Consider the following 13,007-nt stretch of genomic DNA (forward strand, 5'->3'; position numbering starts at 1 on the left):
TCAGGCAGCCTGCGTTTTGAGCTTCAGCGCCACCAACAGCGAGCGCAGCTCGGCGGGCTGTACCGGCTTGGAGAGGATCGGGATATCGTCGTCGCCCAACTGTTCCTGCACGCGGCGCACGTCGTGGCCGGTCATGATGATCGCCGGTACGTTGCGCCCGCTGAGGGCGCGCACATGGGCGATGCAATCGGCTCCGGAGGCCTCGCGGCCAAGGTCGAAGTCGGTGACCACCAGATCGAAGTCTGGCGACACGTTCGGTAGCGAGGTGAAGGTGGCGACTTCGCAGCCCCACTTCTTCAGCAGGGTGGCGGTGGCCAGCAGCACGTTCTGATCATCCTCGATCAGGCACACCCGCAGCCCATCCAGCATACGCGGTGCCTGGCTGACGCCCGTTGCCGGAGAGGTGCGTTCGACCGGGGCCGCTACCCGTTGCAGGCCGTCGATGGCCGCGAGGGTGCCGCGGCCCTCCACGGAGTGGATACGGATGCGCAGGTCCATCAGCGTAGCCAGCCGCCTGACGATGGTCAGCCCCAGGCCCATGCCTTCGACATCGCTGTCGCGGGCCTGACGCACCCGGTAGAACTCTTCGAAGATGTTATCGAGGTGCGCTTCGGCGATGCCTCGGCCCTTGTCGTAGAGCTCGATCGACAGGCCCGTGCCTTTGCGTCGGCAGGCGATCAGCACCGGTTGCCCGGGGGCGTACTTCAGCGCGTTGGAGAGCAGGTTCTGCAGCATGGTGGTCAGCAGGCCATGATCGGCGCGCACGTATAGGGGCGGGCAGTGCAGGCGAATATCGACCCCGGCCCAACGAGCGGCCTCGGTGTTCTGCTGGACCAGGTGCTGCAGCAACTTGTGCAGTGGCAGAACCTCCATCTGGGCAACCACCTTGCCGCTGTCCAGCGAGTAGATGTCGAGAATCGAGCGGAACAGGCGGGCAACGCTGTGCAGCGATTTGTCGATGTTCTCCACCAGCCGCTGTTGTTCGGCGCCCAAGCGGCTGTCGCGCAAACACGCGGTAAACAGGCTGATGGAATGAATGGGCTGGCGCAGGTCGTGGCTGGCCTGTGCCAGGAACTGCGACTTGGCCAGGTTGGCGGCCTGCTCGGCTTCCGTTGCCAGGCGCGAGCGCTTGAGCAGCGTGTGTATGTAAGCGGGCACCATCAGGGTGGTGAGCAGCAGGGTGATGATCAGATAAGGTTGCGACTGCCAGTAGGCCGAAGTGCTCGCGATGATTAGCAGCGAGAGTGTCGCCATGATGGTCGCCAGCAGCAGGTAGCCCGACCTGTAACGCAACCCATAGCCGACGGTTATCCAGAGTAGCGCTGCGTAGATCGGCAGCATGAGCGCGCCACCCGTGGCAATGGCCAGCGTGATGGCGCAGTAGTCGATGAGCATGGTCAGCACTCGTCGCACTGGTCGGTTGCCGGGGCGGCGACAGATATCGAACCAGAGCGTCAGGGCGGCGACACAGAACACCGCTTCGAGTGGGAAGATCTTCCAGGCCAGCGCTTCCCCGATTATGGATTGCTGGAAAAGCACCAGTGTGTAACCGATGGCGATAGGCGTGATGATCAAGCGCACCGCCGCCTGTGCACGCTCTGTATCGTATGTGGGAGAGCCGGTCGCGAACATGGGAGTTCTCTAGAAGCCATGTGGTTCTGGTACCCGCACACCATGGTCCGCGGGCATTTATTTACAGGCGCAATACAGCAGTGAACGCGCACAGCACCTTTCGCACCCTGGTACTCGCTGGGCGTCGCTACCCGCCCGGTTGCCGCTGCCAAGGCGGCGCAGGCTGGGTTGCGCTCATCGTCAGGCAGCCTGCGTTTTGAGCTTCAGCGCCACCAGCAGCGAGCGCAGCTCGGCGGGCTGCACGGGCTTGGACAGGATCGGAATGTTCTCGTCGCCCAGTTGCTCGTGCACGCGGCGCACGTCGTGGCCGGTCATGATGATGGCCGGTACGTTGCGGCCGCTGACTGCGCGCACATGGTTGATGCAGTCAGCCCCGGAGGCCTCACGGCCGAGATCGAAGTCGGTGACCACCAGATCGAAGTCCGTCGACACGTCGGGTAGCGACGTGAAGGTGGCGACATCACAGCCCCACTTCGTCAGCAGGGTGGCGGTGGCCAATAGTACGTTCTGATCATCCTCGATGAGGCACACCCGCAGCCCATCCAGCATGCGCGGCGCCAGGCTGTTGCTCCGTGCCGTGGCGATGCGTTCGAGCGGTGCCGCTACCGTCTGCAGGCCGTCGATTGCCGCGAGTGTGCCTCGGCCTTCAACGGAGTGAATGCGAATGCGCAGATCCATCAGCGTGCCTAGCCGCCTGACGATGGTCAGCCCCAGCCCCATTCCGTCGACATCGGAGTCGCGCGCCTGACGCACGCGGTAGAACTCTTCGAAGATGTTCTCGAGATGCGCTTCGGCGATGCCGCGACCTTTGTCGTACAGCTCGATGGACAGGCCCGTGCTTGTGCGCCGGCAGCCGATCAGGACGGGTTGCCCGGGGGCGTACTTCAAGGCGTTGGAGAGCAGGTTCTGCAGCATGGTGGTGAGCAGGGCATGATCGGTACGCACGTAGACTGGCGGGCAGTGCAGGCGAATATCGACCCCGGCCCAGCGAGCCGCTTCGGTATTCTGCTGGATCAATTGCTGCAGCAGCGTGTGCAGCGGCAGGGTTTCCATCTGCGGATCCACCTTGCCGCTGTCCAGCGAATACATGTCGAGAATCGAGCGGAACAGGCGCGAGACGCTGTGCAGCGATTTGTCGATGTTCTCCACCAGGCGCTGCTGTTCGGTGCCCAAGCTGCTGTCGCGCAAACACGCGGTAAACAGGCTGATGGAGTGGATGGGCTGGCGCAGGTCGTGGCTGGCCTGTGCCAGAAACTGCGACTTGGCCAGGTTGGCGGCCTGCTCGGCCTCAGCGGCGCGGCGCGAGCGCTTGAGCAGGGTGTGTATGTAGGCTGGCACCATCAGGGTGGTGAGCAGCAGGGTGAAGATCAGATAAGGCTGCGACTGCCAGTAGGCCGAAGTGCTCGCGATGATTAGCAGCGAGAGCGTGGCCATGATGGTCGCCAGCAGCAGGTAGCCCGACTGGTAACGCAGGCCGTAGCCGACGGTCACCCAGAGCAGGACGGCATAGATCGGCAGCATGGCCGCGCCACCTGCGGTAATGACCAGCGTGATGGTGGTGTAGTCGATGATCATGGTCAGCACTCGCCGTACCGGCCGGTTGCCGGGGCGGCGGCGGATGTCGAGCCAGAGCGCCAGGCCTGCGGCAAAAAACATCGCCTCAAACAGGACTATCTGCCAGGCCACTATGGCCTCGACCATGGATAGCAGGTAGAGCATCAGTGTGTAGCCAATGGCGATTGGCGAGATGATCAAACGCACCACCGCCTGAGCACGCTCGGCGTCGTACGCGCGGGGCGCGGTCACGGACATGTAAATTTCCTACGAGCTATTTGATTCGGATACTCGCACACCATAGGCCGCCAGCCTTAACAGGCGCAAGACAACAATAAGGCGACAAAGTGCCTCTAGCACACCCGTACTATTTCGCCGCGACTATACCCTTCTTAAAATCGCGGGCATCGCTTCGGCAATGGGTCGAAGGCAGGTCGTCGAGGAAGAATCTCACATGAGCATCAAAGGAACGCTTGGGGCTCTGCTCATTGCCCCGATGCTGGCTACCCTTGCCGGGTGCCTGCCGCAGAATACGCAAAGCCAGGGCTTGCTGAATAACACGCAGGCGGCCAATGCCAGCGGTCCTTGCACGCCGAGCACGTCCGATAACCTGATCTCCACTGGCCGCAGCCTGTTGAGCATTGCCAACTCCGTGCTGGAAACCCAGCAGAGCTTCCAGGGTGACTCGACCACCTACGCTCAGCGCATGCAGGCTGCCGAGAAGGCGCAGAAGGTCAACCAGGGTAATGACGTGCTCAACAACGTCGAAAGCATGACCGCCGGCCTCGGTGCCAGCGCGCCGTGCACGGCCACCGCTACTGCCGCACCGGCCGCTGCATCGCGTTGATCACGCCTGGGGCATGAGTGCCCCGTCAGCCTGTTCGGGAGCCCGAGCAGGTTCGCCACCGAAGAAGCCGCGCACTGCGCGGCTTCTTCGCGTGTGGCGTGTGCTTTCGGCGGTGAGATGGCAGGCATCCTGGGGCCCTTGTTTTTCACCGGCATGAAAAAGCCCGGCATCGGCCGGGCTCCTTCGTTTGCAGCGCTGCCGCTTACTTGCCGTAAACCGGCAGTTTGGCGCAGATGGCTTTGACCTTCTCGCGAACGGCGTCGATCACCGCTTCGTCGTTCAGGTCGGCCAGGATGTCGCAGATCCAGCCAGCCAGTTCCTTGCACTCGGCTTCCTTGAAGCCGCGAGTGGTGACTGCCGGGGTGCCGAAGCGCAGGCCGGAGGTCACGAACGGGGAGCGTGGGTCGTTCGGCACCGAGTTCTTGTTGACGGTGATGAAGGCTTTGCCCAGGGCGGCGTCAGCGTCCTTGCCGGAGATTTCCTGCTTGATCAGCGAGAGCAGGAACAGGTGGTTTTCGGTGCCGCCGGAAACGACGTCGAAGCCACGCTCGATGAACACGCCGGCCATGGCCTGGGCGTTCTTCACGACCTGCTGCTGGTAGGTCTTGAACTCAGGCTGCAGCGCTTCCTTGAAGCAGATCGCCTTGGCAGCGATGACGTGCTCCAGCGGGCCGCCCTGGGCGCCCGGGAATACCGCGGAGTTGAGCTTCTTCTCGATGTCGGCGTTGGCCTTGGCGAGGATCAGGCCGCCACGCGGGCCGCGCAGGGTCTTGTGGGTGGTGGTGGTCACCACGTCGGCGAACGGCACCGGGTTCGGGTACACGCCAGCAGCGACCAGGCCGGCCACGTGGGCCATGTCGACGAACAGGTAGGCACCTACCTTGTCGGCGATGGCGCGGAAGCGCGGGAAGTCCAGAACCTGGGAGTAGGCGGAGAAGCCGGCGACGATCATCTTCGGCTTGTGCTCGACGGCCAGGCGCTCGACTTCGTCGTAGTCGATCAGGCCGTTGCCGTCGATGCCGTACTGCACGGCGTTGTACAGCTTGCCCGACGAGGAAACGCTGGCGCCGTGGGTCAGGTGACCGCCGTGGGCCAGGCTCATGCCGAGGATGGTGTCACCGGCGCTCAGCAGTGCCAGGTAGACGGCGGCGTTGGCCTGGGAGCCGGCGTGCGGCTGGACGTTGGCGTAATCGGCGCCGAACAGTTCCTTGGCGCGGTCGATGGCCAGTTGCTCGACCACGTCGACGTACTCGCAACCACCGTAGTAGCGCTTGCCCGGGTAGCCTTCGGCGTACTTGTTGGTCAGCACCGAGCCCTGGGCTTCCATGACTGCCGGGCTGGTGTAGTTTTCCGAGGCGATCAGCTCGATGTGCTCTTCCTGGCGCAGAGCTTCTTGCTGCATGGCTTCGAAGAGCTCGGCGTCGTACTTGGCAATGGTCAAATCACGGCTGAACATGGCAATCCCCTGAAAGTCAGCTGGGCGGATGAAATAGGGTGCGGATTCTAACGCATCCGAGCTGGCCAGGCATATGAAGCGTGATCATGGCCAGGACAAGCGGCGCTCACTCGCCGGCCACGCCACGCTTTGCGCGGCTCACTCGAGCATGAACAGGCTGCGCCCGCAGAACTGCGCCTCGAACTGGTGGGCAGGCATCGGCCGGCCGAGCAGGTAGCCCTGCACTTCGTCGCACTCGTGGTTGCGCAGGAAGTCGAGCTGCTCCTGGGTCTCCACGCCTTCGGCGATCACCGTCATGTTCAGGCTGTGGGCCATGGCGATGATGGCGCGGGCGATCTGCCCGTCCTGTTCGCCCTGGGGCAGGCCGTCGACGAAGCTGCGGTCGATCTTCAGCACGTCGATGGGGAACTGCTTGAGGTAGTTGAGCGATGAGTAGCCGGTACCGAAGTCGTCGATGGCGATGCACAGGCCGAGGTTCTTCAGGTCCTTGAGGGTTTGCATCGCCGCGCCCACGTCCTGCATGAGGATGCTCTCGGTCAGTTCCAGCTCCAGGCAGGCGGCCGGGATGTTGCAGGCGCTGAGCGTCCGGGCGATGCGCTGGTGCAGATGGCCGTCGCTGAACTGCCGGGCGGAGAGGTTCACCGAGACTTTCGGTACGCGGATCTTGTTGTGGTGCCAGATGTTCATCTGGCGGCAGGCTTCGGCCAGCACCCAGTCGCCGACCTGCACCACCAGGCCGAGCTCTTCCAGAACCGGGATGAAGGCGTCCGGGGCGACCAGGCCGCGCTTGGGATGCTGCCAGCGCAGCAAGGCTTCGACGCCGGTCAGGCGTTTGCCGTTGCCGGAGAACTGCGGCTGGTAGTGGAGCAGGAATTCGCCCTGTTCCAGCGCGTGGCGCAGGTCGCCTTCGAGCTCCAGGCGCTCCAGGGCGCTGGCGTTCATGTCCGCCTGGTAGAACTGGAAGTTGTTCTTGCCGCGCTCCTTGGCGTGGTACATCGCGGTGTCGGCGTTCTTCATCAGTTGGCTCAGCTCGTTGCCATCCTGCGGGCTGAGCGCGATGCCGATACTGGCGGTGACGAAGAACTCGCGGCCTTCCAGCACGAAGGCTCGGGCCAGGCTGGCGAGGATCTGTTCGGCGACGTGGATGGCCCGGTGCAGTGCACCCTGGCGGGTGCTGTTGGATTGCAGCAGCAGGGTGAACTCGTCACCGCCCATGCGCGCCACGGTGTCGTCTTCGCCCACGCAGGCGGCCAGGCGAACCGCCACGTCCTTGAGCATGCGGTCGCCGGCGGCGTGGCCCAGGGAGTCGTTGATCGGCTTGAAACGGTCGAGGTCGAGGAACATCAGCACCACCCATTCACGATGCCGTTCGGCATGTTGCAGGGCGGTGTGCAGGCGATCCTGGAACAGGGTGCGGTTGGGCAGCTGGGTCAGGGCGTCGTAGTAGGCCAGGCGGTGGATACGCTGTTCGCTGGCCTTGCGCTCGCTGATGTCGCTGAAGAAGCACACGTAGCTGACCAGGTCGCCCTCTTCATCATGGACCGCGGTGATGCCCACCCAGGCCGGGAAGTTCTCGCCGTTGCGGCGCTTCAGCCAGATCTCGCCTTCCCAGGTCCCGCGCTGGTTGAGCTGAGCGAGCACGTACTGCAGGTGCTTGCTCTGCTGGCTGTCGGCGGTGAGCATGCCCGGCAGTTGGTCGAGCACCTGCTCGGAGCTGTAGCCGCTGACCCGGCTGAAGGCGTTGTTGACCTGCACGATGTAGCCCGCCGGGTCGGTGACCAGAATCGCCGCGGTGGAGTGTTCGAATACCGTGGCCGCCATGCGCAGGTCTTTCTCGGCGCGGCGCTGCTGGGCGATGTCGCGGCCCACGCCGAGCAGGCCTTCGAAGTGCCCGTTGTCATCCCACATGGGCACCAGGCGCAGCTCGACAGGGATCTTGCGGCCATCGGCGCGCAGGCAGTCGAAGACGAACAGCTGGGGTGTCAGGGTCTGCCGCAGCTCCTGCAGATGCTGAGGGGTGCCGAGGGCGGAGCGAATGCGTTCGAGCAGGGCGTAGATGCCGCCGAGTTGCTGCGGGTTGGTGGCCAGGCCTTCGAAACCATGCTGCTGCACCCACTGCGGTGGATAGCCGAGCACCGTCTGCACCGATGGGCTGATGTAGTTGAGGGTCAGCTGGCTGTCGGTGGAGAAGATCACGTCGCTGATGCTTTCCGCCAGCATGCGGTAGCGCTGTTCGTTGTCGCGCAGCGATTCGTTGCGGGCGATCTGCTCGGTGATGTCCTTGGCCACGCCGATCAGGCGGCTGACCCAGCCATTGGCGTCTCGCGAGAGTGCCTGCTCGGTAATGCTCAGCCAGCGCCATGAGCCGTCGCGATGACGGGCACGGATCTGCGACTCGAGCAGTACGCCGTTGCTCAGCACGCTTTGCAGGTTGCGCACGCGGCCGTAGAAGTCACTGTCGTCGGGGTGGACGATGTGTTTCCAGAAGCCGTCGCCCTGGGCTTTGACGAAGGCGGGGTCGTAGCCCAGCTTGCTGCCGATGTCATGGTTGCTGAACAGCACGGTACGCGACGGGATGTCGTTGACGTAAAGGGTGTCCGGCACCGCGCGCACCACTTCCGACCAGAAGCGTTCGCGCTCGACCAGCGACAGTTCCATGCGCTTGCGGCTGGTGATGTCGCTGATGCTCAGGGCCACGGCGTGCAGGTCCTGGGGGCATTCCGGCAGGCGCATCACCAGCCACAGGTGACGAATGATGCCGTTGGCGCCCTCGATATGGCTTTCCAGCTCGAGAAGGCCGCCGCCGTCGAGCAGGGCGGCACTGAGCTGGGCACGGAAGCCGTCCGGGTTGACGTCGCCACGGTTGATCAGGTGTTCCCAGGCCTGCTCCGGCGTGCTGACACCGAGCAGGCGCAGGGCGACCTGGTTGGTTTCGGTGAAGCGCATGTGGCGCAGCAGTTCGCCGTGGCGCTGCGGGTGGTTTTTGAGCCAGGGCTGTAGCTGGGCGCCGCTGCTCAGCCCTTCTTCACGCAGGAAGTGGTAGAGCCCGGCGAGGTCGAGTACGCAGAGCGCCGTGCCGGTACCGTCGAAGATGTCCTGATAGCGGCGCCTGGTCTCCTGCAGCACACGGGTGGCCTGCTGCTCTTCGGTGACGTCGCGCAGCACCCAGACGAAGCCCAGGTGGCGCGCTTCATCGCCCAGATCGCTGCGGGTGATGGTGAACAGGCGCACGTCGCCGTCCTGGCGGATCTCCACCAGGTCCGGGCCGAGGTCGCTGTGAAACGCCGTGGCGTGCAGCAGCAATGGGTCGAGGCGTGGCAGCAGTTCCAGCAGGTGCCATTCGCGAGCATGCCGGTTGGTCAGCCCGAACAGCGCTTCGGCCTGCGGGTTGAGGTAAGTCAGGCGGCCGCCACTATCGGTCACCAGTACCCGTTCTTCGATAACGCCCAGGGCACTGGCAGCCTGGTGCAGGGAGCGCCCCGACGCTGCGTTGAGCGCGTGCAGATTGCTTTGCTCACGCACCAGGCGATAGAGGGCGAACAGCGTCAGCAGGCTGCAAAGGGTGAACAGCAGGAACTTGCCGGCCATTTCCGGCAACACCTGGGCCTGCACCTGGCGCTCGTCGAGCAATGCGCGCAGTTGCCAGTCGGAGCCGGGCAGGCCCTGCAGGAGGATGGTCTGCGCCTGATGGGCGGCGGTGACCATTGGATAGTTGCGTTCTTGTGGGCTCACGCCCCGCGAGTCGGCGATCACCCGCTCACTCGAGACATCTTCCAGCAACCAGGGAAAATCGCCCTGCTGGCTGTTCTGCATCCAGCCTTCCAGGGTGTCGGCACTCAGGCGCAGCGCCCAGTAGCCGTCGTCCGTGGGGGCTTGCAGCAGCAGGTAGATGCGTCCTTCGCCCTCGGCATCGGAAGCGTAGTGGTAGCGCTGGTTGGCAGTGCGCCTGGCCATTTCGATCAGCCGCCGCTGGTCGCTGCTCTGCGGTGCGCTGTCGTGCAGCAGCCTGCCGGTGGCGTCCAGGTGGGCGATGCTTTGTAGGGAGGGGAAGACCGCGCGCAGGTTGTCCAGGTAGTGATCGTGCTGATCGACGGCTTCTTCGGGATCGCTGGTGGCATTGAGTACCGCTTGGCCGGCATTGGCCATGGAGCCCATGCTCAGGCTCAACTGCTTGGCCAACTGCTCGCTCACCGCCAGGCTGAGGTCGCGCTGGTTTTCCTTCAACTGGCGGAATTCGAGCTGCAATTGCCAGAGCAGCAGGACCAGAAGCCCAAGCACCAGTACCACCAGTGCGCCTTTGAACGAGCGGCGCATGGGCACGAGCGGAGGGTCGCGGTGGGGGCGCGTGGTCTTGGGCGCTGACACGTGATGAGGTCCTGCGACGGCGGGTCGGGAAGGCAGGTAATGCTGCGAAAAAGGTGTTGAACAGGGGCGTCCGCTTCCCAGGGCGGCTAGCATGCCACAATTGTGGCGAAGTGCCAGCCCAGGCGACGAGTGTCGTGTGTCAACTGGCCCTTTCTCGCTGCTGCAAGATCGCCGAAAATGCCGCTACGTGGGTTCGCCGCAGCTTCTCGAATGATCTCTTCCTTTATAGATGCTGCTGCGCCCGCGCACCAACGCTCCCTGTGGCGTGCCCCGACGCTGTCGAATGGCATAGGCTAGTCTTGCCGTTCCAGCGTGCGGGCTGCCGGGCTTGGTGGCCCTGCGCGACATTTCTCCGTTTGCGTGACGCATCGTCTTCGCATAGGGTGCGCGCCATCGTTGCCATTTATTAGTGAGGTCTGAATTTTGGCTCAATACGTCTACACCATGCATCGGCTGAGCAAGGTCGTGCCGCCGAAGCGCGAGATCCTCAAGAACATTTCCCTGTCGTTCTTCCCGGGTGCCAAGATCGGCGTGCTCGGCCTGAACGGTGCGGGTAAGTCGACCCTGCTGCGCATCATGGCCGGGGTAGACACCGAGTTCGACGGCGAAGCCCGTCCGATGCCGGATATCAATGTCGGCTACCTGCCGCAGGAGCCGCAGCTCGACCCGAACAAGACCGTGCGTGAAGCGGTGGAAGAAGCCGTGAGCGGCATCAAGGACGCCCAGGCGCGCCTCGATGAGGTGTACGCCGCCTACGCCGAGCCGGATGCCGACTTCGACAAGCTGGCCGCCGAACAGGCCAAGCTGGAAGCCATCCTGCAGGCCAGCGATGGTCACAACCTGGAGCGTCAACTGGAAGTCGCTGCCGATGCCCTGCGTCTGCCGGCCTGGGACGCCAGGATCGAGCACCTGTCCGGTGGTGAGAAGCGCCGTGTGGCCCTGTGCCGCCTGCTGCTGTCGGCCCCCGACATGCTGCTGCTGGACGAACCGACCAACCACCTGGACGCCGACTCCGTGGCCTGGCTGGAGCGTTTCCTCCACGACTTCCCGGGTACCGTGGTCGCCATTACCCACGACCGTTACTTCCTCGACAACGTCGCCGGCTGGATTCTCGAACTCGACCGCGGCGCGGGCATCCCGTACGAAGGCAACTACTCCGGCTGGCTGGAGGCGAAATCGTCCCGTCTGGCCCAGGAGTCCAAGCAGCAGTCGGCCCACGAGAAGGCCATGAAGGAAGAGCTGGAGTGGGTGCGCAAAGGCGCCAAGGCCCGCCAGTCGAAATCCAAGGCTCGTCTGCAGCGCTTCGAGGAAATGCAGTCCCAGGAATTCCAGAAACGCGCCGAGACCAACGAAATCTACATCCCGGCCGGGCCGCGCCTGGGCGACAAGGTCATCGAGTTCAAGAACGTCACCAAGGGCTACGGCGACCGCGTACTGGTCGAAGACCTGTCGTTCAGCGTACCCAAGGGCGCCATCGTCGGCGTGATCGGCGGTAACGGTGCCGGTAAGTCGACCCTGTTCCGCATGCTGATGGGCAAGGAGACTCCGGACGCCGGCAGCATCGAGATCGGCGACACCGTGCAACTGGCCTGCGTGGACCAGAGCCGCGACGACCTGGACGGCAGCAAGTCGGTCTGGGAAGCGGTTTCCGATGGCCTGGATCAAATCAAGATCGGCAACTACGAGGTGCCGTCCCGTGGTTACGTGGGGCGTTTCAACTTCAAGGGCGCTGACCAGCAGAAGTTCGTCAAGGACCTCTCCGGTGGTGAGCGTGGCCGCCTGCACCTGGCCCTGACCCTGAAGGAGGGCGCCAACGTCCTGCTGCTCGACGAACCGTCCAACGACCTCGACGTGGAAACCCTGCGTTCGCTGGAAGACGCACTGCTGGACTTCCCTGGCGCCGCCATCGTGATTTCTCACGATCGCTGGTTCCTGGACCGCGTGGCGACCCACATCCTCTCCTACGAGGACGATGGCGTGCTGTTCTTCGAGGGCAACTACACCGAGTACGAAGCCGACCGCAAGAAGCGCCTCGGCGACGCCGCAGCCCAGCCACACCGGGTACGGCACAAGAAACTGGCGCAGTAAGCGCTGCTGTAGAAAACGGAGCCTCAGGGCTCCGTTTTTTATGCGTGCATTTCGAGTCTGGAGCCTATTTCCGACCTTTCGATGCAATCTCAAGTGCAGTGGCCGCAGAGCGGGAAACGGACATTGGTGTATTGCCTGTGGGAGCGGGCCATGCCCGCGAAAAATCACGGGCATGGCCCGTTCCCACGATCAGTGTCCGGATGACCATTTCTGTTTTGTCACCGTCGAGCCATGGCATACGAACTCCAGTCGAGGTTCGCGATCTTCGACGAAATGCCTGCGCAATGACCGAAAAGTGACGCGCGCGGCCATTCGGCTCAGGTACCTGTGGGAGCGCGCCATGCGCGCGAAGCGTCACGGGCATGGCCCGTTCCCACGATCAATCGCTGGATGACCGTTTCTGTTTTGTCACCGTCGAGCCATGGCATACGAACTCCAGTCTAGGTTCGTGATCTTCGACGAAATGCCCTGTGCGATGACCGAAAAGTGACGCGCGCGGCCGTTCGGCTCAGGTGCCTGTGGGAGCGGGCCATGCCCGCGAAGCGTCACGGGTATGGCCCGTACCCACGATCAATCGCTGGATGACCGTTTCTGTTTCGTCACCGTCGAGCCATGGGCATACGAACTGCAGTCGAGGTTCGCGATCTTCGACGAAATGCCCTTTTCGATGACCGAGAGGAGTGCGCGGCCGTTCGGCTCAGGTGCCAGTGGGAGCGCGCCATGCGCGCGAAGTATCACGGGCATGGCCCGTTCCCACGATCAATCGCCGGATGACCGTTTCTGTTTTGTCACCGTCGAGCCATAGGCATACGAACTCCAGTCGAGGTTCGTGATCTTCGACGAAATACCCTGTGCGATGACCGAGGGGAGTGCGCGGCCATTCGGCTCAGGTACCTGTGGGAGCGCGCCATGCCCGCGAAGCGTCACGGGCATGGCCCGTTCCCACGATCAATGTCCGGATGACCGTTTCTGCTTTATCACCATCGAGCCATGGGCATACGAACTCCAGTCGAGGTTCGTGATCTTCGACGAAATACCCTGCGCAATGACCGAAAAGTGACGCGC

6 protein-coding genes are annotated in these 13,007 nt (G+C 63.6%); 2 read left to right on the top strand and 4 right to left on the bottom strand.

Going from position 1 to position 13,007, the window contains the following annotated elements; translation table 11 throughout:
* Both FHR27_RS25325 and FHR27_RS25330 read right to left on the bottom strand, forming a co-directional pair.
* The gene (locus FHR27_RS25325; RefSeq protein ID WP_179539885.1) at positions 1 to 1,632 is read right to left on the bottom strand and encodes a hybrid sensor histidine kinase/response regulator; all 1,632 of its coding nucleotides are present in this window, start codon (positions 1,630 to 1,632) and stop codon (positions 1 to 3) included.
* A gap of 180 nt (positions 1,633 to 1,812) precedes the next feature.
* Positions 1,813 to 3,444 (bottom strand): hybrid sensor histidine kinase/response regulator, encoded by a 1,632-nt coding sequence (locus FHR27_RS25330; RefSeq protein WP_179539886.1) that lies wholly within the window; start codon positions 3,442 to 3,444, stop codon positions 1,813 to 1,815.
* 196 nt (positions 3,445 to 3,640) lie between these two features.
* On the opposite strand from FHR27_RS25330, the gene FHR27_RS25335 reads away from it, so the two are divergent.
* Positions 3,641 to 4,033 carry a hypothetical protein gene (locus tag FHR27_RS25335; RefSeq protein ID WP_179539887.1) on the top strand — a complete coding sequence of 131 codons (393 nt, stop codon included), beginning with the start codon at positions 3,641 to 3,643 and terminating at the stop codon, positions 4,031 to 4,033.
* Between the two features lie 202 nt (positions 4,034 to 4,235).
* On the opposite strand, the gene glyA is transcribed toward FHR27_RS25335, so the two are convergent.
* Together glyA and FHR27_RS25345 are read right to left on the bottom strand one after the other, a co-directional pair.
* Positions 4,236 to 5,489 (bottom strand): serine hydroxymethyltransferase, encoded by a 1,254-nt coding sequence (gene glyA, locus FHR27_RS25340; RefSeq protein ID WP_179539888.1) that lies wholly within the window; start codon positions 5,487 to 5,489, stop codon positions 4,236 to 4,238.
* 138 nt (positions 5,490 to 5,627) lie between these two features.
* Positions 5,628 to 9,803, bottom strand: a complete 4,176-nt coding sequence (locus tag FHR27_RS25345) for a sensor domain-containing protein (protein WP_179540162.1) — start codon at positions 9,801 to 9,803, stop codon at positions 5,628 to 5,630.
* 474 nt (positions 9,804 to 10,277) lie between these two features.
* Between FHR27_RS25345 and ettA the strand changes: the two genes are divergently transcribed.
* Entirely contained in the window at positions 10,278 to 11,942 is a 1,665-nt protein-coding gene (ettA, locus tag FHR27_RS25350) for an energy-dependent translational throttle protein EttA (RefSeq protein ID WP_179539889.1), read from the top strand.
* Positions 11,943 to 13,007 lie beyond the last annotated feature (1,065 nt).

Origin of the sequence: Pseudomonas flavescens (assembly GCF_013408425.1) — a bacterium.
Lineage (GTDB): Bacteria > Pseudomonadota > Gammaproteobacteria > Pseudomonadales > Pseudomonadaceae > Aquipseudomonas > Aquipseudomonas fulva_A.